Genomic DNA, 25,221 nt, shown 5'->3' with positions numbered 1-25,221 from the left:
GCATTCTGGGGTGTGTATCCGGAAATCAACCAATTAATTTTGTGGAGTAAGGATATGACTTTAATCTCAAGGATAAACTCAACTAAAGTTTGATATTGCAAGTAAGCAAGGCAATATGTACTGTGAAATAGTCCGTTAGTATTAAATTAGATGGATAATACCATGGTATCTAAGCATTACAACGAGTTATTACTAAAACAAGAGGAATTACAACAGTATCTCCTGCAAATTGAAGAGCTTGCTACAGTGCAAGAACGCAAACGTATTGCCCGTGAAATACATGATTCTTTAGGTAACGCGCTAACAAGTCTTAATATTCAGATGCAAACGGCTCTCAAGCTTTGGCATATTGATCCCTTTGAAGCAGAACGGTTTTTAACAGCTGCTCAAAAACTAGGAGTTGTTGCTATTCATGAAGTTCGTCAATCTGTCTATGCTTTACGCACAAATGATGTTCAAGAACAATCACTACAAGAACTAGTCACTTTTGTTGTTAACAATTTCCATCAAACTACTGGCATTTTGCCTTCTACTAGTATCAGCCTATCTGCTCCCTTGCCTATCAAAGTAGTGACAACTATTTATCGGATCGTACAAGAATCTCTGACAAATATATGCAAATATGCACAAGCAACAAAGGTACAGATTATAGTAGATGCCAATTCAAATAATGTACTCCTTGTTATTAGAGATAATGGCAAAGGTTTTAGCCTATCGGAAAAAAAAACAGGTTTTGGTATCCAAGGTATCAAAGAAAGAGTGACAGCCTTACAAGGAAATTTCAATATTGAAACTGAGCCAGGAGGTGGTTGCAAGATAACTGTAAAACTGCCTTTAATAGAGCCTTCCATTTTGGAAACAAAAACGTCAAAAAATTTACCCGAATCTACGACAACACTAGCGAATCAACTAAATAATTTATCTAATAAGGAGAGCTTTATATGTCAATGCGAGCGAAATTTAGCTGAATTAATTGGTCCAATAGCGTCTTTTCTAGTTCAAAAAGCTATCAAGAATAACCCTTATGCATCCTGTACAGAACTCGTGAAATTTTTAGCAGCAGAAATTTCAAATCCGCAAAAGGCTCAGAAATTTCAGCAAATTTTACTTTCTAATTTCAATTAGTTGTCCTGCTTATGAAGCAGCTTGAGAGCTATTTCTAAACTAGATTTCATTCGATTAAATGCCACTGCTAATCCACCAATTTCATCATTATATGTTTCATCGAAATCAGTATTCATATTGCCAGTACTGATTTTCTGAGCTATTTTTTCCATGTTTCTAATCCGTTGAATAATAGTTTTTTTGATTAAAAAATTCAGCAAGAAGATTACAGTGGCGAAGATAGCAATCAAAAGTCCCATTATTAAAGACCAACTGTGAATAGCATCTTCAAATACATCTTGAGAAGGAATGGAAATGATTTGAGCAGCAACAATTTCATTGAGTTTCCAGCCAAAACCATTTTGTGTACCATAGCTTGCTAACAAACTCTTTGGGGCATTCTCTACTTTTGAATGACATTCAAGACAACTCTGTTGTGTAATAGCTAGTGGTCGTGCGATATAAAATACTTCTCCTTGCGGAAGTTTACGAAAACCAGTAATTTCTTGAATCTTTTTATTGTTACGAAAGCGTTTGACAATTTGAGTTTCAAAACTATCAGCTTTATCTCGTAAATTAGTAGGATTCAGTGTTGCTTCTCTATATACAAAATTCTTATATTCTTCGTCATCGCGAAAATTTTCAAATATTTTGATAGCAGAGAAAGCAGGTACTGTTTCTGGAATGAATTGTGCTTCGGTTTCCAATTTAGATTTAAGTAGAGGATTTATGCGATCTTGTGTGTATTGTCTAACTGAATTCATTGTACGCATGAGAATCAGTGCTTTAGAAGTAACTTCATTTTGCGCTCTATATTGTAATAAATTTGACAGTGTAGTACTAGTCATGAAAATACTAATTATAAAAATTAGTATCAAAATTAAGTTTACCTTCGTGCCAATTTTTAATTTTCTTAACATAATTTTTCCTCATTAAATTGACACGTATTTTAGCTAAATATTTAAACCCTTAGCAGTATATTGAAAAAAATGGGATGCTCCTAACTGTAACAGTATAGATCGCAATCAAAACTTATTCGACAATTCTTCTATAAGAGAACTTAAAAAATATCACTATTATTAATTTAACAATAATCAATAATGTTTAGGCAATTTTCTCGTCGTGACTTTCTTTTATTTCTACTATCTTTAATAGTGAGTACGTGCAAATCAAAATCGGCGTATGGAGGTGTATTAACTATTGGTGTCATCAACTACAGTGCTGGAGAAGAGATTATTAATCAATACGCTAATTTTAATAGCTACTTAGCTGAAAAAATGAAAGCATATATTCAGCTAGAGCCTGTTTTCAATGAAAATCAAGCAATTGAACGCTTAAAAGAACGCGTTTGGTCAGTAGTATTTGCTCCACCAGGTTTAGCCGCTCTTGCAATTTCTCGTTATCAATACACGCCACTTTTTCCTTTAGTTGGTGAAAGTAATTTGCGCTCAATTATTGTTGTAGGTAAAGATAGTCCACTCAACAATTTAAAAATGTTAGAGAGTCAAACTCTTGTATTAGGTCAGCCAGGTTCAGCAACAGGATATTATTTACCCCTTTACAATCTTTATGGTCTGACATTGGCTGAGATATTATTTGCACCCACACCTAAAACAGTTTTAGAATGGGTAGCTCAAGGAAAAGCAAATGCTGGTGCAGTTTCAGTCGCAGAGTTGGATCTCTACCGCTCCCAGTTAAACCAAAGTGAGCTTCGCATACTCTTTAAAGATCCTCATTTAATTCCGCCTGGCGTAGTGTTGGTAGGGCCGAATGTAGAACGCAAAAATCAAGAATATATCCGCCGAGCCTTGAATGATTTTCCTTCAAGTTTGGCTCAAGAGGTAGGGTATGTACCTAATGCAAAAGTACCAGATTACCAATATATGATTAATGTGGTAGACCGGGTGATGGCGATCGCATCTCAATTACAAAACAAACCTGCTCGTTTATTTTGATTAAAAGGAGACTATTTGAAGCATTTCTAAAGGCTTTATATGTATTGTAATTGATATGAAATGATATGAATCTGCTTGCAACTTTCGTTGAACAACTAAGTAAATTTCTCTATTACTTTCGTTGAGTAGGAAGCAAATACTCTAACAAAAGTCTTGAAATTCTTATTTGATGCTGCAATTAGATTTAAAAGATTCAAAATAGGTAGGTAACGAGGTCAATTATGGTAGAGTTAGTTGCCACTTCCTATGAGTCTGTCATTTCCTATCCGCTCAAATTCCATCTACTCAAATCCATTTCGCTTTCTGCTTTATACCGAATGGGGGTTAGTGGCAACTTTTGCTATAGTTGACTCCTTGCGATCAATTGTTTTCTCGCAAACCCTTTATTTATCAGTTCCATCTCTTTTAATTTTGATCATCTTCGGTCTCATGGGATTGATATTACCTCGCGGTCAAACGGTTTATAAAGTACTTTACACAGGTATTGAAGTTGGCTTAATTTTATTTGGGGCTATCTTAGGATACCTACAACTATGGCCCTTGCTGTTGATTGTAGTGGTAATCCGCAGTTGCTTCTTGTTTGATTGCTTGGGGCGTTATCTAGTAGCTGCTTTAACTTTTTTTCTGTTTTTGGTTCTACAAGCCCAATCTATCAGCAACATTACTTTGTCCTTATCACTCTTAGAGCAGAGAAAATTTTGGTTAAACCAATTTATTTATACAATCCTGTTTGGTGTGGGATTATTGTTTTTGTTACAACTAGTGAATATGGTATTGGTCGAGCGCCAACTTAGGGAACAGCTAACAATTGCTCACAAGCAACTACAGCAATACATTGTCCAAGTTGAAGATCTTACCGTTGTGCGGGAACGCAATCACATTGCCCATAATATTCATGATTCTCTCGGACATGCTCTAGCTGTAATAAATATTCAACTCCAAAGCGCTCTCAAATTTTGGCAAGTTGACCTAGATCAAGCTCATAGATATGTTGTAGAGACCAAACAACTCGGTTCTTTTGCTATGCAAGAGGTTCGCCGTTCAGTTAATACATTGCGTGTGGACGTACCAAAAGAGCGATCGCTCCACATGGCGATCGCATTTTTAGTACGAGAATTCCATCATGTAACAGGCATTTTGCCTACTACTCAGTTGAGTTTAGCTTTTGTATTACCTTTAGAGGTTAGCAAAATACTTTATCGTCTTGTACAAGAAGCACTGACAAATATCCACAAACATGCAGAAGCAACAACAGTTAATATTCATTTAAGTGCAATTCCAGAGCAAGTCTATCTCACTATTGAAGACAATGGCAAAGGGTTTCAATTAGATCAACAGCCAATGGGGTTTGGACTTCAAGAAATGCAAGAAAGAGTTGCACTTTTAAAAGGTCAATTTCAAATAGAAAGTAAATTAGGGAGTGGTTGCTGTATTACCGTGAGACTACCTTTATCAGAATTCCCCACCAACATACCACAGCCTTTGGAATTAGCCTCAGTTCCAAATAGTAAAAATTCCACCCTTCAGAAAAGCTTTGTGCAATAGAGATCAGGGATTGGAGACTAAGAGAACAAGAGATAATATCATATCCGTTTCAATAGTTGTCATTGCGTAAGTGATTAACAAAACTTGGTATAAAACCACCAACTAGTACCAAACAATAAATTAGCTATGACTTAAGTCATAGCTAATTTTACTTAACCAGTCAACTAAAGTTAGAAGCTATTTATATATTTCGTTGAAGAGAGATTCGAGACGTTCTTCAGATGTAGCTCTGTTATTAAGTTTCTACGATAAATACAATGCTATAGGAATCCGGTTTGATTTATGAACTTATTAGTAAAGAGAGGGAACAGAAAACAGGGAACAGACTTACCGAAGGTCTGAGCGTCTCCAAACGGGAATATCAACTATACTGAGTTTTCTTAAATCAAATATAAATCCTATATAGAAATTACAAATAGAGCTTTATCAAAGATAAAGACTAGGAATAATGATAAATAATTCCAAGCTTGCAAACAAATTTACTCTGCTTTTATCGCTAGTTTTCATAGGCGCTATTATGTTTAGTGGTTTTGCTTTATCAAAAGCACTTAAATACACCGCAGAAAATGAAATAAGCGATAGAGCGCAAGTCCTCATACAAATGGTCGATTCAGTTAGAAACTACACTAGTACTAACGTAATTCAGCTATTAAAGCCTTACCAAAAAACTCAGGAAAGATTTATTCCTGAAACGATACCCAGTTTTGCGGCTAGGCAAGTATTTGAAAATTTACGCACAAAACCAGAATATCAGAATTATCTCTATAAAGATGCCACACTTAATCCTACAAATTTGCAGGATCAAGCTGACGACTTTGAAACTAATCTTATAGAAGCTTTCCGTAAGGAACCTAATCTGCAAACTCAATCAGGTTTTCGGACTATATTTGGAGAGCAATTGTTTTACACTGCTCGTCCTTTTTCTATAAAAAATCCACAGTGTCTTAGCTGTCATACTACACCCGAAATGGCACCTAAAAGTCTTGTGGAAACATATGGAACAGAGCATGGTTTTGGTTGGAAGCTAAATGAAATTCTTGGCACTCAAATTATTTATGTTCCTGCTAGTCAGGTATTTGATAATGTTCGCAAGAATTTTTCTTTGTTTATCGGCATTTTTATTGGAATTTTTACTTTAGTAATTATTCTAATTAATTACTTGCTGAAGCGAAATGTGATTCAACCTATCAAACCAATGGCTCAACTGGCTCAAAAAATTAGTACTAACACAATTGATTCTGATGAAGCAAAAGAGTTTGAAATTAAAAGTCTGACAGGACTTGTGAAACGCACTGACGAATTAGGACAGTTGGGACGAGTATTTCAGAAGATGGTTCGTGAAGTCTACGATCGCGAACAACGCTTAAAACAACAGGTACAAGAACTCCAAATCAAAATTGATGAGACAAAAATGGCTCGTCAAGTGGATGAAATTGCTCGCAGTGAATACTTTCAAAAATTGCGTCAAGAGGCAAAAAATATCAGAAATAAATGGTCAGAATCAAATGAATAAGTGTGAATAATAAGTGTTTAGTGCTTAATAGTTGTTTTTCTCCCTTGTCCTCCTTGTTATTCCTCCTACACCCCTAAACCCTTTTCCAACTAGTCATATTAACTAAAAATTTGAGGATATATATTATGTCTAAAGTTGTGTCTGTTCATTCGTTCCGTGGCGGAACAGGTAAATCAAATGTAACTGCTAATATAGCTACTATAATTGCTCGTTCTGGTAAGCGAGTTGCTATTGTTGATACGGATATTCAGTCGCCTGGAATTCACGTTCTTTTCGGTCTTGATGAGGGAAATGTCAAGTATACTTTGAATGATTATCTGTGGGGTCGCTGTCCAATTGAAAAGGCTGCTTATGATGTTACACCACTGATTAAAATGAGGCAGAAAAATGCTGCTATCAGAGGTAATGTTTTCCTAATTCCCTCTAGTATTAAAACTGGTGAAATTTCTCGAATTTTACGCGAGGGATATGATGCACGCTTGCTTAACGATGGTTTTCAGCATTTAATTAAACGTTTAAAACTAGATTATCTTTTTATTGATACTCATCCTGGAATTAACGAAGAAACTCTGCTATCTATCATTATTTCCAATATTCTTGTAGTCATCCTCCGACCAGATCAGCAGGATTACCAAGGTACTGCTGTAGCTGTAGATGTAGCTCGGAAATTAGATGTTCCTAATATAATGCTAGTAGTTAATAAGGCACTACCAGCTTTGAATTTTCAGGTTTTAAGACAACAAGTATTTTCAACTTATGGCACAACTGTAGCTGGTATTTTACCTGTGTGTGAAGAGATGTTTTATCTGGGTAGTAAAGATATTTTTAGCCTGTGCTATCCTGATCATCCTTGGACACACGAAGTAAATGCGATCGCCAAACAGATAGCTAGTTATAGATGATTAAATATACAACTCAATAGAAGATTAAATATCTTCCGCCAAAAACAAGAGAAAATCAAAAATTAAGAGGAATTAACAATGGAATATCAATTATTTACTCTGAGTATTACTGAAGGGTCAAAATGTTAATAGAAACTCTACTTGCCATTGGAGCAATGTTAATGATAAATTCGCAAACTTCCCAAGCTAAAGCCGAGCGTTTATCTCGTAAAGTTAGGGAGGGTAAAATTTCTTCAAAACAAGCGAGCGATCGCTATTGGACTGAGAAAATTAGAGAATGGGATACTGTTGATGATGGTAGTGTGCCTAAAGTGCCTAAAGAATGGGCAGATCGCTTCCGTAGCGGCAAAATGACCCTTGCTGATATCAACAAAATTTCTAATCCCAACATGCGAAATACTCTGCACTATTGGTATCACTACGGCGATTATCGCTAATTAAAAAACTTCAAAATAGTTTTATATGAAAACTGTATTCTAATTACTCAGGACTATTTTATTCTAGACATAAACCGCCTTTAATTAAAGTTCAGAGCTAATATTTTAAGTTCGCTTTAACGGACTAAACTACTACTGAAAAATCGGTTTAAGTAAAAATTTATTCAGTCCTGGCGATTATAAATCGCGGCTACACATACGAAACCCGCCTGCGCGGGTTATTTTATAAAGTTCACTTGGGTAGAGTTTATTTATGTAATAGCGAATTTGATTTGCCAAATTGTTTCCAAGTTTCTCACGAATAGAGCGATCGCAATGTTGTCGTTTCAAGCGAGAACTTTGTCATTTCAAGCGAGAATTTTGTCGTTTCAAGTGAGAACTTTGCTGTTTCAAACGAGAACTTTGCTGTTTCAAGTGAGAACTTTGCTGTTTCAAGTCAGAACTTTGTCGTTTCAAGTGAGAACTTTGCTGTTTCAAACGAGAACTTTGTCGTTTCAAGCGAGAACTTTGTTGTTTCAAACGAGAACTTTGCTGTTTCAAGTCAGAACGTTGTCGTTTTAAGTCAGAACATTGAAACTTCAAACTTGGAGTTTGCGCTCAAAACAGCCAGCAAAATAACTGGTTATATACAGCGCTTTGCATTTAAATGGAGTATACCCTGGCCCTATAGCGGTTCTCATTTGAATCAAATACACCACCATGAACAATGTAGAGACGTTACATGTAACGTCTGAGCGCAGCATATTGCACACAACCGAGAAGCGCTATAATCCCCAAAGGGGGCCCCTAGTTCCCCAACCCTCCCCGCTTGCGGCTACGGTGTACACACAAGTCAAAATTTTTCATTTTGAAACTGTATCCCGCCTAGAACTAAAGTTCCAAGCTCATAGCGAAAGTCCACTCAAGTGGACTGGAACAAACTTTTTTTTGAGTCCTCTTCAAAGGACTTGCGCTATGAGACTCGGAATAAATTCCGAGGCGGTACTCACAACATCTGTCGCGCCATTAATTGAGCAAACAAGCCTTGTTGTTTTGCAAGTTCATCAAAACTACCCTGTTGCACCACCCTACCACCCTGAAGAACATATATGCGGTGAGCATTACGGATAGTGCTGAGTCGGTGAGCGATCGCAATTCTGGTTACTTGTAATCTTTCCAAGCTTTCACTGACAATTGCTTGAGTTTTGTTATCTAAAGCACTAGTAGCTTCGTCAAACAACAAAATCCGAGGTTTCAAAACTAACGCCCGCGCAATTAATAATCTTTGTCGTTGTCCCCCAGACAAATTAGTAGCACCTTCACTCACTACTGTATGCATACCCATTGGCATAGTTTCAATATCATCTGCTAAACCAGAAGCTCGCGCTGCATCCCAACCTTCTTCCATCGTAATCATAGCGCCGCTAGCAATGTTATCAAAGATTGAACCCGACATCATCCGGCTATTTTGCATTACTACACCCAGCTGTCGGCGCACAGCATTGACATCTAATCCAGCCAAATCTTGTCCATCGTAGTAAATTGTGCCAGATTCAGGATGATCAAACCCCAGTAACAAACGAAACAGAGTGGATTTACCACTTCCAGAAGGGCCAACCAGAGCAATATATTCTCCTGGTTCAACTTTGATAGTGACATCATCCAAAGTCATCGGCCCATCATCTCGATAGCGAAAAACCACATGGTCTACAAGCAACTTACCCGATAGTCTACCAGGATCGGTTTTGCTGGAAGTGATTTCTGGTATGGCTGTGAGAATTGGTTCAGCACGCTTCCACATTGGTAAGACTCGCATAATGTCTACAACCGTGGTACTTAGACTAGTTGCTCCACCAATAAAGCTGCCAAATGCAGCATTAAAAGCAAGAAAAACACCAGTAGATAAACCACCACTTCCAGGTGACTCTTGAATCATGCTAGCAGCAACCCAAAACAGGAGAGCATTCGTTAAAGGTGGTAGGACTTTAGTGATAAAACTAACACCATCTTCGATGCTCTGGGTTCTCAGCATTAGCTTGAGTTGATGAGTATATTGTCTACTCCAATAGGCAAAAGCTCGTGTCTCTGCGCCAGAAACTCGGATTTTCGATACACCATTAATCAATTGCACCATCACACCAAAGATTTGTCCTTCTAGCTCTAGCAAGGGACGAAACTTGTGTACACTCAAAATACCAGAAAAAATAGTGATGCCAATATTGACAACCGCAACCAAACATGCAAGCAAAGCAAGAGTTGCACTGTAGTAAAATAACAATCCGAGATTAAGCAAAGAAAAGAAACTAGAAAAGATACTTTTGATTACAGTACTACTTAATTTCTGGTGAATTTGCGAGATGCTACTAACGCGAGATTTCAAATCACCAACTGAGTACTGACGGAAAAACGATGCTTGCAAATTTAACAGCCGATCCCATACCGCCGCCTGTGTAGAAGATTCAGCAAAAGTCTGTAGTCTGATAATGGCAAATCCTTGAGTCAGTTCAAACATGGTTTGTCCAAAGGTGACAGCCAAAAGACCTAAGCCAATCTGCATTAATAATCCCCGGTTAGCATCCGGAATGGCGTTGTCAATGAGGATCGCAGTAGCTTGGGGTGTGAGCATCCCTAGTAAACTGGTGACTACTCCCGCCAGCATTATATAAATTAGCTCCTTGATGTGTCCTCGCAGTGCAAACTGGAGTAAATCTTGGATTTTAAATTTTGTATCTGGAAAAGGTCGATAAAATACGTAGCCCGTCGAAGATAACTTAGCAGCAGTGTGTTCATCTACACGAGTACGGCTCCGCTCGAGAGGATCAAAAATCTCGTAATGGTTATCAGAAATTGGTAATATTGCTACGGGGTGATCGTCTTTGGTGTAAGTCAATATCGGCCCAGAATCTTTCTTCCACCACTTGTCAGCCAAAGAAATCCGGCGCATTCTGACTTGTGACGCACGAGCGATCGCTTCTAATGGTTCCGCTACCCGTCTAAGATCCTCGGATTGAGCTGGAGGACAAATCTTAATCCCCAAAGCACGTCCCACCGCACCAGCAGCAATCATTAAAGCCTGATCTGGATCATCAGCTGATTTTGTCTGGGAAGAAAAAGCTGATTTTCGTACTTCCAGTACAGATGATAGCTCTCCCAACGCCTCCTGCATTACTTGAGAATTGAGACGTTCTCTTTCTTGAAATCTACGTAATTCTGCGGTTATTTCTGACTGATCTAATAGCTCAATTCCTTGCAGAAAATAGATTGTTAATTGAGACAGGCTCTTTAATATAACATCTCCATTTTCCAAATCTGAGGTGTTAGTAGTGGCAAGCTCAACAATACTATCCGCTTGCAACCACATATCTGCACTCAAAGGCAAAATTCCAGAACTGGGATAAAATTGTAGTTTTTCAATTCCCATCCAACGAGCATACCCTGACTGAATTTCCATCCAAGACACAGTACTAGGTTGGGGTTGAAAAATATCGTCCTTATTTAAAGAGAAAAAGTTGATTCCTTCTGGCTTGACTGGCATTGCTGGAGGGATAATTTCAGATAGTGCCAAGCCTAACTGATTCACCCAGCCCTCAACTAGAGAAACCGCTTCACCATCGTTGTTGGCAATCAACCTGTTAAAATCTGCTTTTGACATCTTCAGGAGTTCTGTCTCCTCCATCGATACCGCTAGGATCTGGCGTTGCTCCTTATCTTGACTGGGTATTGTAGAGAACATCGCCTCCCCATCTCCCATAGTCAATAAATAACGCCGAGAACCCTCCGGAACACCATCCTTCACTGCGATCGCAAACAACGCCATCGAACCAGACTTAATCAACCAAACCGTTTCCGGGTCATTTAAAAGAATCGGTTGATTACCCTTTAATATATATTCTTGTCCCTGTGGTATTACATAACTAATTTGATTAATCATAATATTAATTAATAGTCAATAGTCATTTGTCAATGGTAAATGCTTGGTTTTATATTTTCTTCCTTGTCCCCAATCCCTGATCCCCAAAAATTAAAGCGCTCCCCCCTCACTGCGAATCAACTCCAAATACTTACCCTCAACCTGCTTTAATTCGTCATGAGTTCCGCGTTGGACGACTTTTCCCCGTTCCAAAACAATAATTTCATCACAATCGCGGATAGTACTGAGTCGATGCGCCACAATAATGCAAGTACAACCTCGCTGGCGGAGTTTCCGGTCAATAATTTTTTCTGTCTCAGTATCGAGAGCGCTAGTAGCTTCATCCATCACTAAAATAGCGGGATTATTCACTAAAGAGCGGGCTATTTCCAAACGCTGTCGCTGACCTCCGCTCAAATTACTAGCGCCTTCCAATAGTTCAGCACCGTAACCCCCTGGTAAGGAGATGACAATATCGTGAATTGCTGCATCTTTACAAGCACGTATCAAATTACTTTCTGGTACAGTGGTATCCCAGAGCGTCAAATTTTCTCTGACACTGCCAGCAAACAAAAAGATATCTTGTTCTACTAAAGCTAGAGAATTTACTAAAACTTGCCGAGGAATTTCACTTCTGGGTTGACCATCAAACAGGATCTCTCCTTCCCAAGGTTCATATAATCCAGCAATCATTTTGGCGATCGTAGACTTACCGGAACCACTTCCACCCACCAAAGCAACTCGCTGTCCTGGTTTTAGAGAGAAATTAAAGTTTTCAATTAAAGGAGCAGCAACCCTGTTATAGCCAAATGTGACATTGTGTAACTCGACGTATCCTTGCAATTTAGTCGCAGAGTAGGGGATCGGGAATCGGGGATTCTCCAGAGGAGACGCTACGCGTAGACGCGTAAGCGGCTTCTCATAGAGTACAGGGATCGGGAATTGGGTATTAGTGTTTGCTCTTCTCGTTTCCCCGTGTCCTCCCTGTCCTCCTTGTCCCCCGCTCCCCGCTCCCCGCTCCGTCGGATTACGCAACACATCATCCAAGCGCGTAATACTACCTTCTACTTCTTGCAAGCTGCTTCCCAAAGTAATAAGATTGTTCACAGGCTGCATAAATTGTTGCATTAAAGCCTGAAATGCTACCAGCATCCCAATACTCAAATGACCATCTATAACTCGCAAACCGCCCACGGTGATTAGTAACATGGATACCATTCTCGAGAGGAAAGAAGGTAACACCCCTAAAGCCTGGTTTGTGACATCCATTTCCTGTTTAGCGTTGATCGATTTAGCATAGTAACCAGCCCATCTGGAGAAAAAATCTGACTCCAAGCCAGACGACTTGAGTGTTTCCATACTTTGGAGACCAGAAATTGATACCCCAGTAACTTTGCCTTGATCCTGTTGATATCGCATATTTGCATCTACGCGCCGTCGTGACACCCACTGCAAGGCGAGGAGATTAAAAGCAACAAAAACTACACCAATCGAAGTTAGTACTACGTCATATTGCAGCATAATTACTGCATAAAAAATCACTGTAATTGCTGCGATCGCAGTGGTTGCTAATTTACCAGAAAGCAAACCCGCTAAAGAGTCATTGAGTTGCACACGGCTGCTGATTTCCCCAGCAAATCGTTGATCATAAAAACTTACAGGCAAGTGTAAAATGTGCCACAGAAATTGACTCGACATTCCCACAGACAGCTTGATTTTCATCCGACGCAGAGACTGCAACTGTAACAGCGTCAAAAATCCAGTAATTAATGCTGTGAATAAAATCCCCACAATCAGAGGATTCAACCATTCTTTGCGACCCTGAATTAAAATATTATCTACAAACACCTGAGAAAAAGCTGGCATTGCCATCCCAGGAATTACCAAAAACAATCCTGCCACCACACAGTATACAAGTGCCACAACAGAAAAGCGCATTCTTTGCCACAAAGCCCCAACAATGCTGGGTTTGCGTCCCCCTCTTTTGAACTCCGAACCAGGTTGCAAAACTAACACTACACCCGTGAAAGAATTGCTAAATTCCTGCATGGAAATATGGCGTGGTCCACTAGCAGGATCATTAAGATAAACTCGATCTTTACTAAATCCTTCTACCACTAAGAAATGGTTGAAATTCCAAAACACAATGTAAGGACATTCCATTTCCCGCAGTCCATCCAAATCTGTCTTGAAACCTTTGGCGTTTAACCCATAGCTTCTAGCAGCAGCGAGAACATTAGTAGCTTTACTCCCATCACGCGATACACCACAATCTTGACGGAGTTTTGCCAATGGCACAATTCGACCATAATAACCAAGAATAATTCCTAAAGAAGCAGCGCCGCATTCCACAGCCTCCATTTGCAGTAAGGTAGGAGTACGACGCCGAGTATTTTTACGCTTTTTAAATAGTGCTTGTAATTTTTGCTTTAACATAATTATTAGTCATTAGTCATTACCGAACAAGTTAAAAGTTAAAAGTTAAAAGGCACTCATAAAGAAGAAATAAAAAAGGGTTTAAAGCCCCTAAATTTATTTATGAAAAAAAAGTAAAAATACTTTTTGAGAGACGCGCAGCGCGATAAAAAACGCGTCCGTTTTAAATCCCCTTAATTTATTTATGGGGATTTACTTTTTACTTTTTAATTTTTCTCCTTGTCCCTCACCCCTCACACTACCCATTCCCCATTCCCCATTCCCCATTCCCCATTCCCCAAACCCCAATCCCCTACGATCCACCAATTGACTTAAGAATCGGCAATACAAAACTAATAGGTGCTTCTTCTTTCACGGTGACTCGCACGGAGGAAGTTGTTCCAGAAGTAATTTTCTGTTCTGGCCCTTTGGAAGAAGACCACTTGTAGCCACTGAAGGTTGAGGTGTCTGGTTGAAGTTCGGCGATAACTTGAATCTGAGGTTGTGCGGTTACTAAGCTGTTAACAATATCTGCATTACCCACAATCTTTGCTGCACCTGCTTTTGTGATCGGAAAGGACGAAACATCAGCGATCGCACCAACAATACCACCAAAGCGTTCTCGCTCAACAGTCGATGGTGTAATTTGTAACTTCATTCCCTTTTGCAGTTTTTTGCCGTCATTAACAGGAATAAATACAACTGCTTGTAACTTTGTAGATGGTGTTTGTTGAATATCTATTGTACCAAGGCGAGTTCCTGGAGCCAAACTTTGTCCAGGATTGACGGTAAGCTCTAAAATTCTTCCTGTATAATTACTGAGAACTTGAGTATTGTTTTTTAGTTGTAATTCCAGTTGGGCGATGCTACGCTGCAAATCTTGAATCTGATTTTTCCGAGTCACGGAAGTTTGGAAATTTCGTTCTGCTAGACTTTTTTGTTGAGCATTTAGTTCTGTCAATTGAGTTTTGAAATTATCAATTTGGCTGAGATTCTCTAGGTAGGATTTTTGGGCTTGAACTTGACTAATGTCGAGCTGCTTGAGTTGTTGTTTGAGTTCAGAGATTTTTTGTAGACTATTGAGGTAGGTTTGTTGGGCTTCCAACACTGCATCATCTGAAATAGCTCCTTCATTCTTCAGCGCTTGACGCCGCTCAAGTCTTTGCTTGAGAGTAGGAGCCAAAGTTTCAGCATCACGCAAATTTTGTAATAGGTTTTGTCGCTGTTGAGCGATCGCACCCAAGTTTTTGCTTTTAAGAATTGGAGTCAGAGCCTGGGCTTGCTGTAATTGTACCTCTAAATTTTGACGCTGTTGAGCGATCGTAATGATCTGTTGTTGAGTGCGTTGATCTTGAAGTGAATTAGCATCTTGATCTTGGGCTTGTAGCTGTGCTAGCTTGCCACGTTGTTGTAAAATTTGCGCTTGCAGTTCATTTTGGTCAATCGTTCCAATGACTTGTCCTTTCTTGACAAAGTCGCCAACACGTACATTCAATGTCTGCAATTGTCCTGAAGAAGGAAAGTCGAATCCGACTACTTTGCTAGGAAAAATAAGTACACCTTTACCCTCAACTGTAATCGGAACACGACCCAATACACTCCAGGTTAAACCAGATGCAACCAAAATACCTAGACCAATTAAAGGTAGCCACTTGGTTGGGCTAACTACTTGCATCAACTGATCTAAGCGCTCAGGTGAAGATGAATGATCTAAAGCTTGTTTACGAAATAGATTATTTTTTTGAGTAACCATAATCTTAATATTCAGTTATCAGTTATCAGTTACCAGTTATCAGTTATCAGTTAATTTATATAAATAAATTTATGAACTGAGAATACGCACATACGTAGACTCATTTCATTACTTTTCACTGATTACTATTCACGAAATTTTAGTAAGTCTACCTTAATAAACAGAAGGCAAGTAATCTAAACTCTTAACAATGACAAATGACAAATGACAAATTTTAAGTGCGGCTAATTCTTTTTAACATCCAGTCAAATCTGGCCCCAGCTAGCGCCACTTGACTTAAAAAATTGGCATCCAGTTCATTCTCATATTCGATATTTTCACCCAACGATTGACCCGTACTATAACTGAGCCTACCGTAACCAAGGCGACTGACTATTGCTTGTTGTTTATCTGCCAACAGAACAGCCAGTACACGATAAAAACGGGCAGCAAAACCAACATCATGTAGCAGCTTAGCGGCTAATCGCCAGCGAGGAATCGACAAAACTATTGAATCTTCTGCGGCTTTAACAGACATGGAGGGTGGAGGAGCCTCTACAAAAGGGGTTTCTCCTACAATGTCGCCTCTAGATAAGTTAGCAAACTCGCGTTCTACAGTTTCGCTGTTTTCCAAATTGGAAAATGCACGAGTTAAAGGATTGCGATCGTCTTCAGAGGTAGAAAGCGTCAATTTTCCATCAAGGAGGATATGCAATGCTTCAACAGGCCTACCGCTAGGAATAAGGACAGTACCTGCGGTAATTTGGTTTACATTCCCTGCAACAATCAACCAATCAATATCGCTATCATGCAATTCTGCGAAAATAAATAATATTTCTCTTAGCCGAGGTTGGCTGAGAACTAGCGTACTATTACCGAGTTGATTTACTATTTTTTCTAGTCTGTCTGCAAGCAGAATTGCACTTGCTCGGTAAAGATGGGCTGCAAAACTGATATCTTGTTTCAGTTTTGTTGTTAGGTGTTGTTGCGGAATCGATAAAACTTGCGAATTTTTGAGTGCTTTAACAGTGGTAGAAGGTAAGTATGACTCTATAAAAGGAATTTCTCCTACCATTTCACCACTAAATAATCTAGCGATTTCACGCCCTGACATTTCACCACCTTCTAGGGCTGCAAACGCACGTCCTAGTGGATTGTTGTTAGCCTGAGATATGGAAACTGTTAATGCTCCATCTAAGAGAATATATAAAGCATTGACAGGTTCACCTTGACGGATGAGAACTTGACCTGTGGTAATTTCTTCTCTACTACCAGTCTTTAGCATCCAATCAATATCACTATTACTAAGTTCCTTGAGTAGAACTTCTGTCATAATTAGACTCTCTTATATTTTCTAAGGGTGTGAGAGTATTAGCATTGGGAAATAAATACAAGCATAAAATCGAGCGACCTCTGTTTGAACCTTTATGTAACTATCTGAGGTAGGTTAGGAATTTATGCAACCATTCAAAAATGTTATATTTCTTTACAATATTCCCTGATTCGGTATTACGTGGCATTGTTTAAAAATTCAGACCGATGAGAGAAATTGCAGAGAAGATCTTATCTACAGATTGGGAGACTGATTGTGTTAAATTATCCGGAACTAAATTAAGTTGATGAGCAACATAGTCAACATTTTTGTTACCACCTGCCATAGCATCTAGTTCTTGCTCATTCAACTCTATTAATTGATCGTTTTTATGAGTTTCATCAGGCATAAATACATCCTTGAGTTATATTTTTTGTGTATTGTTAAAGCATAGATTGTGTCTTTGATGAATTTATTTAAGCTTAACTCTGCTGAATTTGATTATTGGAATCAAAGTCTATTTCATTCAAAGCACTACTTTTGATCTCAGTAATTTGAATAAATAAATCTGAGCTACTATAATCACCACGACTCTCTGTGTGCTGGGCAATAATGATTTCTTTTTTGAAGAAATCAGTTTTAGCTAGTTGCGAAAATTTGAAACCTCCTGCTACAACATCTAATTCCTGATCAGATAACTCGATAGCAGCATTGTAATTGTTCATTTCTTGCGAAGTATCTTCAGACATTATGGTTCTCAATTTATGCAATTTGTGTGTTGCGGGAGCATCCCAATTTTTTCAATATACCGCTAAAGCTTAAACCCTTAGCTAATAGCACAAGTCGTTTTCATACGACTCTAAGTAAATCAAGCAGTCTGCTTCAGCAGAGTTTAGGCGGATTTTTTGAACATTTGGGATGCTCCCTGTGTTGCTTATTAGTTAATAAAAGCAGAAGTTATGCACCTAATTAATTGATTAGGGCTAACTCTGCTTAATTTGTTCAGAGTAGATTTATTTAGAAATCCAACTGAATCTTATTCTCAGCATCAGTCTTGGTATACTCATTCAAAATTACAGAATCTGAGCGGCTACCTTTATCATTGCTCTCGGTGCTTTGAGCAATAAAGTTAACTTCTTTGGTGAAATCGGTTTCAACGTTTTGAAGAGCAGCACCACCTGCTACTACATCTAGTTCTTGCTCAGACAATTCAATTTTGTTGATTTCAGAATGCATAATTTACCTCGATTGTGTGTTTTGTTTGTGTATTGTGTACTAGTTAAGGAAAGCAGAAGTTATACACCTGATTAATTGATTAGGGCTAACTCTGCTTGATTTATTCAGAGTGGATTTATTTAGAAGTCCAACTTAATATTGTTGCGAGCATCAGTATCTACAAGCTGATTTAAGACAACAGAATCTGAGCGGCTACCTTGATCATTGCTCTCGGTGCTTTGAGCAATAAAGTTAACTTCTTTGGTGAAATCTGTTTCAACGTTTTGGAGAGCAGCACCACCTGCTACTACATCTAATTCTTGCTCAGACAATTCAATTTTGTTGATTTCAGAATGCATAATTTACCTCGATTGTGTGTTTTGTTTGTGTGTTGTGTACTAGTTGAAGAAAGCAAAATTTTGGAAACAATTTAACTTGTTTTTTTGTCGCCTTTGTTTGATTGCCTTCGCAACTGAATTCATAGTAGAATTTTGTTGAGGAATACAACATCTGAAAAACGTCTATACTCTCAACTCAACTAAATAGATAAACTGACAGGGACTTTCGTTGATAAATTAGGTAAATATTCCTACGACTAAAGTTGGAAACTATAGACAAAAATTCATTTCAAATGAATGAGTAATACTCGCCAGTTACCCTTAAATTCGCTTCTTCTGTGACTATTCATTACGCAGACATAGTTCTACACTGGGGTAGTACTCTTGCAAAATTTTAGATGTACTTCTATTATGGTTCGTTTGTTACTCGTAGATGACCAAACTCTCATTCGAGATGGTATAGAAACCATTTGATATCTTTTCCTAGCTAGCAGCTAGTCTTTTGAGCATCAACAAGATCAAGCAATTGGATGATTACCAGGGTTGACAGCATGAATAAACTCACTACCTGATGTTGGAAAACCTCTTTTATAACATGCTTCTTGTGGTTGACCCCATCCCAACTGTAAAATTATTTCTAAGAAGTTAGATTTTTCAAAACAACATATACTTGCCCATTCTGTTCTGTGGGCAATTCGATCAACATCAGCTTTAATTATTTGTTGATATTGTTTACCATTCTTAATACTCAAATATAAATCCATTTCTATAGTGACTTGGTTCCAAAATTCTAAGATGGAATTTTTTGCCACTTTTAATATATTTAAGTCACCAGATAAAGCAATTAACTGAGAATCGATTTCGGGATAACGCAAGGTTTTACCTTTAACACTCACCTCACGCCAAATAATCCCAGAAACAAGATATTCTTTTTGGTATTCATGGATAGCAGCTTTAAAATCTTGATAGGCAGTGAACATTTGCAGCCCATCAGTTCTGATAAATTGGTCAATTACAGGATTACCAGAAACATCTACCTCTAATTTGAGGCGATCGCCTTTCAAACAAGCTTGACGTTCGGCTGCCAAAATTTTGATCAGATCCTCTGTAGTATAAACCTTTGACGTCATAAAGCATTTCAATGGTCAAGGGTCATTAGTCATTTTCTTTGGGAGCATCCCAATTTTTTCAATATACTAAGAGTTTAAACCCTTAGTTGATAGCACAAGTCGTCTAAAGACGACTCCAATAAATTAATTAGTCTGCTGAGCGGGTTTTTTGAACTTTTCTTTTAGTTTCTACCCTTATTTAGATATTTTCTCTGGTGTTTCTAGAAAATGCAGTATCAAGTTGTACTAAATTTTTAGGCAGACTAACTTTGTCTGCCCACAACAATTATTCTTCTGTTAATTCACTATTTAACTCATTAAAGGAACGGCGTTTTAACTCCACTGATTCAGAACGTGGTAACAAATCAAACAGTTTTCGTAATTGGTTGTCTACTTCTTCGTATGGAACTTGACCTGTCTTATTTAAGACAATCTGACCCGATTTATCAAACAAGACAACTTGGGGAACAGCACCAGAGTAATAATAACCCGGCTCTGTGGAATCGTAAGTTTGCGTGGGTACAATCGAATCTACATCAACAGGAATCATCTCTGTGACTCCACCATAAAATGCTTGTAACCGTGAGACAACGATCGCATATTCTTTGCAATCACGGCTGTCATCAACATAGAAAACCAATAATGCTGGTTTATGTGTATTTAACGCTGATACTAGTGTAGCTCTAGGCGGAACCAATGAACCATTCCCAGCATAAACCACAAAGATATTGCCGTCGTATCTGTCATCTTTAAGTTCTGCAAACGCTGGTGGCATACTTAGAGACAATAGGCACACAAGCAGCAAAACTAAGGAAAAACAGCGTCGCCACTCCAGAATAATATTTGGTAAAAATTGCAACTTTATGCCTTTCATCAAAAAGAACCTTTTAACCTCTATTTTTTGTCAGTGGATACTGAATTCAGCACTTAATATTATGACGCCTGCTACAATTTTTAAGATAACGCTTCTTTGACACTCCCGTACTGGATGGTAGTCCCAATTTTTCACTGCTAAGGGTTTAAACCCTTAGCTAATAGCACAAGTCGTCTTCAGACGACTCAATAAGATCAAACAGTCTGCTGAAGCAGACTTTTGCTATGAGACTGCGATTTAAATCGCAAGCGGTTTTTTTGAAAAAGATGAGAGGGAAACGACTCGTACGATTTTAAGAATTGTTTACTCACTCTGCAACTTCTGTAACACCTCCGGTGTCAACGGGTTCTTCCCTGCACTTAAATCTTTCACCCAACTTTGGCGTTTCGCTTTCGCCCCAGGATTATCAATCCATTGGATATATACCTGAAAATCTTCAATTGCGCCCTTGGTGTCACCAGTTAGCGCCCTTGCTAAACCACGACTATCGTGGACATTACCATCATCAGGTAGAAGAGACACAGCTTTTTCACAAGCAAATATCACATCTTTAGCGTAACCACGCAAGCTACCTTCCCAGCAGAGATTATTCCAAGAATTAGCTAAGGTTTGTTTAGATGGTTGTAACTTTTCAATTTCTGTGTATGCAGCGACAGATTTTGTCAAATCACCCTGTTTTAAATACTCTTCAGCTTTGGAAATTAAATTTCGTTGATGAATTAAACCTTCTGCTGCTAGCTGTTTGGCAACAAATTCGGCATGATTTTGTACACCTTCAGTATATGGATTAAGATCAATTTTGGGATCAAGTTTCTGCGCTTGTCTAAATTTTCTAAACGTACCAGAAAAATCACCCTGCATTGCAAGTTCAATACCTTGAGTCACAAAAGCTGGGGCTGCTTTCACATTGGGATTAATATCTAATTTAGAGTCCCATTTTTTCGCTTTTTTAAACTTAGCCACAGCCTCTTGATATTTACCTTCTGTTGCTAAGTTTTCACCTTGATTAACTAACGCTGGTGCTGCTGCTAAAAACAGAGATTGATTTTGGCAAACTTTGAGTTTTTCTAAAGTTTCTGGATGGGAAATTAAATATGGTTGTAAGGTAATACATCCCCGTGAGAGGACATCATCTATATTTAAACGCCAAAGTTTGACTGTTTCATCAGCACTTCCAGAAGCAAGGACTTTACCATCACTGCTAAACGCAACGCTGGTGACAGCAGAAGTATGTCCTGTGAGGGTGCGAATTTCTTTACCAGTGGCAACATTCCAAAGTTTAATTGTATTGTCATTGCTACCAGAAGCTACAACTTTGCCATCTGGAGTAAACACTACACTTTTGACAATATCGCTATGTCCAGTCAAAGTTTTAATCACTTTTTCACTGGCGATATCCCAAAGTTTAATTGTTTTGTCATCACTTCCAGCAACAAGGATTTTACCATCTGGACTAAATGCAATGCTTGTAACTGAACTTCCATAGGTGAGGGTTTTGATGACTTTACCAGTAGCGACATCCCAAATTTTGATAGTTTTGTCAGTACTTCCCGAAGCAAGGATTTTGCCATCTGAGCTAAATTTGATAGTTGCGATCGCACCACTGTGATCAGATAAAGTTAAAATTTCTTTGCTAGTTGCAATATCCCAGAGTTTAATCTTACTGTCATAACTTCCAGAAGCAATTATTTTACCATCCGGGCTAAATCCAACACTACTAATAGACAAATCATTCCCACTGAAAGTTGTGATGGCTTTACCAGTAGTAACATCCCAGAGTTTAATCGTCTTGTCACCGCTACCAGAAGCAAGTGTTTTGCCATCTGGACTAAATACAATACTTGTAACCCCAGCGCTATGTTCTACAAAGCTATTAATTGTTTTACCAGTATTGGTATCCCAGAGTTTGATTGTGTTGTCAACACTACCAGAAGCAATTATTTTACTATCCGGGCTAAATCCGATAGTATTGATTTGAGATTCATGCCCATTTAAAGTTTTAATATCTTGATTCTTGCTAAAGTCCCAAAGTTTAATTTTGTTGTCATCACCACTAGAAGCAATCAGATTACCATCGGGGCTAAATGTTACGCTTTTGACACTACCCTCATGCCCATGTAGAGTGTGGGTAGCTTTGGCAGTCGTGACATCCCAAATTTTAATTGTATTTTCGTAATTACCAGAAACAATCATATTGCTATCTGGGCTAAATGCAACGCTAGTAACCGGACTGTTGTTTCCTAGAAAAGTTTTAGCTTTACCAGTGGTGACATCCCAAAGTTTGATTGTTTTGTCATCACTACCAGAAGCAATTAGATTACCATCGGGACTAAATGCGATGCTATTAACTGTATCAACATGCCCAGTTAAAGTTTTGATCGCTTTACCAGTCGCAACATCCCAAAATTTGATTGTAGTGTCAGAACTAGCCGAAGCAAGTATTTTACCATCCGGGCTGAAGACAATGCTATTAACTAAATCGGTGTGATCGGAGAGATTTTTGATGACTTTACCAGTGGTGACGTCCCAAAGTTGAATAATATTGTTATTACTACGGGAAGCAAGTATTTTGCTATTAGGACTAAATTTGATTTCATAAATCGAATTATTTTGACTCGATAGGGTTTTGATTACTTGACCTGTAGTAATATCCCAAAGCTTGATTGTTTTGTCATAACCGCCAGAAGCAATTATTTTACCATCAGGGCTAAATGCAACACTTTTGACACCTTCATTCCCAGCCAATGTTTTGATCACTTGACCTGTGGTAATATCCCAAAATTTGATTGTATAATTACTGCCAGAAGCTATTGTTTTGCCATCAGGGCTAAATGCGATATTTGTAGGACGGCTAGAATCTTCAAAGGAATTTTTCTGTTGAATCTGTGCCAGAATATCTTGAATGCTGAGGATGGGACTAAAAGCAGGGTAATCAACTATAGAATGATTTTGGTTAACTAAACGTTTGAGGGTTTGTCCTGCTGACATCGCCATCAATAAACCATCAATTTGGTTTTGCTTAAATCTTTCCAAAGCATAGTTACCATTACGTTCCACTTGAATTGCAGTAAAAGCCCTTTGTCTGGCTTGTTCTGTTCCTACTGCTACTATTAAAGCCCCTAGCAGCGACACTCCTAAAATACCAGCCCCAATGTAAGTTTGGCGCTTGGCTTTCTGTTGGGCTGACTCTACAATCTGCTTTGCTTGTTTGTGTGCTTCTTGATTAGTACTAACCCAAGATTCTAATGCTTCTGGGTAGGATCGTAAATCTGTTAAGGCTTTTGTCACCCAGTTTTGATTAAAAATAGCCTCGTAAATTCGGTTGTATACTTTTAACTTACCATCTCGTTCGATTACTAATCCCGTCAGTCGTAATTCCCTCTGTTCCTGGCTATCGTCACATGCTAATTGCCCGTGCTGTAAAATTATTTGGTATAAATCTAATAATTTGCAGGCTTTTTGATGATTTTTCAGGATGCGATCGCGAATCGTCCGCAAATGTACTGGTTCATCGCGAAATTCCCAATTTTCCAGAATTTGAGATTTGATAATTGCTTCTACTCCATCCCCTCTGCTATTCCCACAAGGAAGAATATCTCCTCCGAACTCTCTCCCATCAACAAAGTTAAAAAATTCCCCTGCTTCCCTGCTAGGGAATAGATTAGGTCTATTTTCTTCCAACTCTCGCAAGATAATTTCACACAACTTCTGCGTCAAAAACGGTTGTCCACCAGTCCAAACCAAAATCTCTCGCATCACAGCTTGAGGATTAGTAACTTTTCTTACTAATCCTTGCGTCAGCGATTCAACTTCTTCTAACTTAAATCCTTGTAATTCAATTGCTTTACCAATATTAAACGGTGTGCGTTTTTTATCTATAATCAAATCACTAAGAGTAGCTACACCGATTAACACAAAATTCAGACGATTATATACTGGTTGGTCAGCACGTTGATTGTAACAATTACGAATCACAGCAAAAAAATCCTCAATCGGAAAACTCAAACTGAGGACGCTATCAATTTCATCAACAAAAATTACTATCTGTTCAGTAATTTCTACGAGTAAAACATCTTCAATAAACTTGCTAAATCGCTGTACTGGCGAAAGCAAATGATGATCATTCCACCAGGTTTCTAAATCAAAATTGTGATATAAATTGAAACTTCCCACCAAGCTATCAATTACCCCTGCATACCATTGTTCTGGGGTAATATCCCAAGTTCCAATTGCAGTAATATCCACAGCAGCACAAGCAATTCCTTCTTCTTGTAACCTTTGCATCGTCCTTATCCGCAGACTAGATTTACCCATCTGTCGCGAATTGAGAACATAACAAAATTCTCCCCCTTTCAGCGCCGCGTACAAATCTTGATCTGCCTGCCGTGTCACATAAGTGGGAGAATTAGGTGGTAGACTACCCCCGACTTGATATTGGTAGGTTAAGTATTGCTGTAGTTTCATGGGTTCCAGTTGGAATTGCTGAGACTGACCGGATTTAATAGTTATTAGTTATATCACTTGAGAAACAATTCCTCCAACATACATCTGATAGCTTGATAACTGATTCCCAATAGAATTGTATGTGATTTTTATAACTAAATCTGCATTGATTTATGATGTCTTAATTGATTTAGCTGTAGTTTTTGATACTTAATCTTTATGTTATTTGAAAGCGAGGGTGCGATCGCATCATTTTTATTTTTTCTTAGCTGCTGCTGAGATAGGTAATTGTAGATCTTGATCAAAAGCAAACTCATTTTTAATTTGCACTACTCGCTTGGGTAGATTATTGCTTGCTGAAGTAGTATCTTGTGCAGGAACCTGGATTAGACATCTCCGACAACTATCAAAGCCTTTATGTGACTAGCTCTTAGGGTG

The 25,221-nt window shown here is 38.4% G+C and carries 19 protein-coding genes; 7 read left to right on the top strand and 12 right to left on the bottom strand.

The window, feature by feature from the left end:
- Window positions 1-162: 162 nt before the first annotated feature.
- Complete coding sequence (locus AC5JMK_RS12345) at window positions 163-1,125, top strand: sensor histidine kinase (RefSeq protein WP_495910204.1); 963 nt, start codon at window positions 163-165, stop codon at window positions 1,123-1,125.
- Here the strand turns inward: AC5JMK_RS12345 and AC5JMK_RS12340 are convergent.
- The gene (locus AC5JMK_RS12340) at window positions 1,122-2,024 is read right to left on the bottom strand and encodes a c-type heme family protein (protein WP_096673074.1); all 903 of its coding nucleotides are present in this window, start codon (window positions 2,022-2,024) and stop codon (window positions 1,122-1,124) included. The two genes, AC5JMK_RS12345 and AC5JMK_RS12340, sit on opposite strands and share 4 nt — an antisense overlap.
- Before the next feature lie 180 nt (window positions 2,025-2,204).
- On the opposite strand from AC5JMK_RS12340, the gene AC5JMK_RS12335 reads away from it, so the two are divergent.
- From AC5JMK_RS12335 to AC5JMK_RS12310, 6 genes are all read left to right on the top strand, one after another.
- Window positions 2,205-3,059 (top strand): phosphate/phosphite/phosphonate ABC transporter substrate-binding protein, encoded by an 855-nt coding sequence (locus tag AC5JMK_RS12335; protein ID WP_096673072.1) that lies wholly within the window; start codon window positions 2,205-2,207, stop codon window positions 3,057-3,059.
- 429 nt (window positions 3,060-3,488) lie between these two features.
- Window positions 3,489-4,604: a sensor histidine kinase gene (locus AC5JMK_RS12330; RefSeq protein WP_495910203.1), complete on the top strand. Its 1,116-nt coding sequence runs from the start codon at window positions 3,489-3,491 to the stop codon at window positions 4,602-4,604.
- 517 nt (window positions 4,605-5,121) lie between these two features.
- Window positions 5,122-6,117: a c-type heme family protein gene (locus AC5JMK_RS12325; protein WP_495910202.1), complete on the top strand. Its 996-nt coding sequence runs from the start codon at window positions 5,122-5,124 to the stop codon at window positions 6,115-6,117.
- A gap of 125 nt (window positions 6,118-6,242) precedes the next feature.
- On the top strand, window positions 6,243-7,019 hold the full coding sequence (locus AC5JMK_RS12320; protein ID WP_096673066.1) for a MinD/ParA family ATP-binding protein: 777 nt from the start codon (window positions 6,243-6,245) through the stop codon (window positions 7,017-7,019).
- Window positions 7,020-7,141: 122 nt separating this feature from the next.
- Window positions 7,142-7,456 (top strand): hypothetical protein, encoded by a 315-nt coding sequence (locus AC5JMK_RS12315; protein ID WP_096673064.1) that lies wholly within the window; start codon window positions 7,142-7,144, stop codon window positions 7,454-7,456.
- Window positions 7,457-7,800: 344 nt separating this feature from the next.
- Window positions 7,801-8,190 carry a hypothetical protein gene (locus tag AC5JMK_RS12310; RefSeq protein ID WP_495910223.1) on the top strand — a complete coding sequence of 130 codons (390 nt, stop codon included), beginning with the start codon at window positions 7,801-7,803 and terminating at the stop codon, window positions 8,188-8,190.
- A gap of 251 nt (window positions 8,191-8,441) precedes the next feature.
- On the opposite strand, the gene AC5JMK_RS12305 is transcribed toward AC5JMK_RS12310, so the two are convergent.
- The 11 genes from AC5JMK_RS12305 to AC5JMK_RS12255 all read right to left on the bottom strand — a co-directional run bounded on the left by AC5JMK_RS12305 (window position 8,442) and on the right by AC5JMK_RS12255 (window position 24,804).
- Window positions 8,442-11,366: an NHLP bacteriocin export ABC transporter permease/ATPase subunit gene (locus AC5JMK_RS12305; RefSeq protein ID WP_495910201.1), complete on the bottom strand. Its 2,925-nt coding sequence runs from the start codon at window positions 11,364-11,366 to the stop codon at window positions 8,442-8,444.
- A gap of 90 nt (window positions 11,367-11,456) precedes the next feature.
- Entirely contained in the window at window positions 11,457-13,781 is a 2,325-nt protein-coding gene (locus tag AC5JMK_RS12300; RefSeq protein ID WP_495910200.1) for an NHLP family bacteriocin export ABC transporter peptidase/permease/ATPase subunit, read from the bottom strand.
- A 292-nt stretch (window positions 13,782-14,073) separates the two neighbouring features.
- Complete coding sequence (locus tag AC5JMK_RS12295) at window positions 14,074-15,513, bottom strand: NHLP bacteriocin system secretion protein (RefSeq protein WP_495910199.1); 1,440 nt, start codon at window positions 15,511-15,513, stop codon at window positions 14,074-14,076.
- A 214-nt stretch (window positions 15,514-15,727) separates the two neighbouring features.
- Window positions 15,728-16,825, bottom strand: a complete 1,098-nt coding sequence (locus tag AC5JMK_RS12290) for a cyclic nucleotide-binding domain-containing protein (RefSeq protein WP_096673056.1) — start codon at window positions 16,823-16,825, stop codon at window positions 15,728-15,730.
- A 190-nt stretch (window positions 16,826-17,015) separates the two neighbouring features.
- Window positions 17,016-17,213, bottom strand: a complete 198-nt coding sequence (locus tag AC5JMK_RS12285) for a hypothetical protein (RefSeq protein WP_096673054.1) — start codon at window positions 17,211-17,213, stop codon at window positions 17,016-17,018.
- A gap of 73 nt (window positions 17,214-17,286) precedes the next feature.
- Window positions 17,287-17,553 carry a CTB family bacteriocin gene (locus tag AC5JMK_RS12280; protein WP_096673052.1) on the bottom strand — a complete coding sequence of 89 codons (267 nt, stop codon included), beginning with the start codon at window positions 17,551-17,553 and terminating at the stop codon, window positions 17,287-17,289.
- 268 nt (window positions 17,554-17,821) lie between these two features.
- Window positions 17,822-18,040, bottom strand: coding sequence for a CTB family bacteriocin (locus tag AC5JMK_RS12275; protein WP_495910198.1), 219 nt, complete (start codon window positions 18,038-18,040; stop codon window positions 17,822-17,824).
- Window positions 18,041-18,159: 119 nt separating this feature from the next.
- A complete protein-coding gene (locus AC5JMK_RS12270) occupies window positions 18,160-18,378 on the bottom strand; it encodes a CTB family bacteriocin (protein WP_096675982.1) in 219 nt (72 codons plus the stop codon).
- A gap of 497 nt (window positions 18,379-18,875) precedes the next feature.
- Complete coding sequence (locus AC5JMK_RS12265; RefSeq protein WP_096673047.1) at window positions 18,876-19,487, bottom strand: hypothetical protein; 612 nt, start codon at window positions 19,485-19,487, stop codon at window positions 18,876-18,878.
- A 265-nt stretch (window positions 19,488-19,752) separates the two neighbouring features.
- Entirely contained in the window at window positions 19,753-20,340 is a 588-nt protein-coding gene (locus AC5JMK_RS12260; RefSeq protein ID WP_495910197.1) for a thylakoid membrane photosystem I accumulation factor, read from the bottom strand.
- A 303-nt stretch (window positions 20,341-20,643) separates the two neighbouring features.
- Window positions 20,644-24,804, bottom strand: coding sequence for a WD40 domain-containing protein (locus tag AC5JMK_RS12255; RefSeq protein WP_495910196.1), 4,161 nt, complete (start codon window positions 24,802-24,804; stop codon window positions 20,644-20,646).
- Window positions 24,805-25,221: the final 417 nt, after the last annotated feature.

The sequence above is a fragment of the Pelatocladus sp. genome, assembly GCF_059505505.1.
This window is presented reverse-complemented; position numbering and strand designations above follow the sequence as displayed.

What these genes read in the sequence shown, in the direction of transcription:
- AC5JMK_RS12345 (WP_495910204.1), top strand. Translation starts at nt 163, where the DNA reads ATGGTATCTAAGCATTACAACGAGTTATTACTAAAACAAGAGGAATTA.
- AC5JMK_RS12340 (WP_096673074.1), bottom strand. Translation starts at nt 2,024, where the DNA reads ATGTTAAGAAAATTAAAAATTGGCACGAAGGTAAACTTAATTTTGATA.
- AC5JMK_RS12335 (WP_096673072.1), top strand. Translation starts at nt 2,205, where the DNA reads ATGTTTAGGCAATTTTCTCGTCGTGACTTTCTTTTATTTCTACTATCT.
- AC5JMK_RS12330 (WP_495910203.1), top strand. Translation starts at nt 3,489, where the DNA reads ATGGGATTGATATTACCTCGCGGTCAAACGGTTTATAAAGTACTTTAC.
- AC5JMK_RS12325 (WP_495910202.1), top strand. Translation starts at nt 5,122, where the DNA reads ATGTTTAGTGGTTTTGCTTTATCAAAAGCACTTAAATACACCGCAGAA.
- AC5JMK_RS12320 (WP_096673066.1), top strand. Translation starts at nt 6,243, where the DNA reads ATGTCTAAAGTTGTGTCTGTTCATTCGTTCCGTGGCGGAACAGGTAAA.
- AC5JMK_RS12315 (WP_096673064.1), top strand. Translation starts at nt 7,142, where the DNA reads ATGTTAATAGAAACTCTACTTGCCATTGGAGCAATGTTAATGATAAAT.
- AC5JMK_RS12305 (WP_495910201.1), bottom strand. Translation starts at nt 11,366, where the DNA reads ATGATTAATCAAATTAGTTATGTAATACCACAGGGACAAGAATATATA.
- AC5JMK_RS12300 (WP_495910200.1), bottom strand. Translation starts at nt 13,781, where the DNA reads ATGTTAAAGCAAAAATTACAAGCACTATTTAAAAAGCGTAAAAATACT.
- AC5JMK_RS12295 (WP_495910199.1), bottom strand. Translation starts at nt 15,513, where the DNA reads ATGGTTACTCAAAAAAATAATCTATTTCGTAAACAAGCTTTAGATCAT.
- AC5JMK_RS12290 (WP_096673056.1), bottom strand. Translation starts at nt 16,825, where the DNA reads ATGACAGAAGTTCTACTCAAGGAACTTAGTAATAGTGATATTGATTGG.
- AC5JMK_RS12285 (WP_096673054.1), bottom strand. Translation starts at nt 17,213, where the DNA reads ATGCCTGATGAAACTCATAAAAACGATCAATTAATAGAGTTGAATGAG.
- AC5JMK_RS12280 (WP_096673052.1), bottom strand. Translation starts at nt 17,553, where the DNA reads ATGTCTGAAGATACTTCGCAAGAAATGAACAATTACAATGCTGCTATC.
- AC5JMK_RS12275 (WP_495910198.1), bottom strand. Translation starts at nt 18,040, where the DNA reads ATGCATTCTGAAATCAACAAAATTGAATTGTCTGAGCAAGAACTAGAT.
- AC5JMK_RS12270 (WP_096675982.1), bottom strand. Translation starts at nt 18,378, where the DNA reads ATGCATTCTGAAATCAACAAAATTGAATTGTCTGAGCAAGAATTAGAT.
- AC5JMK_RS12265 (WP_096673047.1), bottom strand. Translation starts at nt 19,487, where the DNA reads ATGACGTCAAAGGTTTATACTACAGAGGATCTGATCAAAATTTTGGCA.
- AC5JMK_RS12260 (WP_495910197.1), bottom strand. Translation starts at nt 20,340, where the DNA reads ATGAAAGGCATAAAGTTGCAATTTTTACCAAATATTATTCTGGAGTGG.
- AC5JMK_RS12255 (WP_495910196.1), bottom strand. Translation starts at nt 24,804, where the DNA reads ATGAAACTACAGCAATACTTAACCTACCAATATCAAGTCGGGGGTAGT.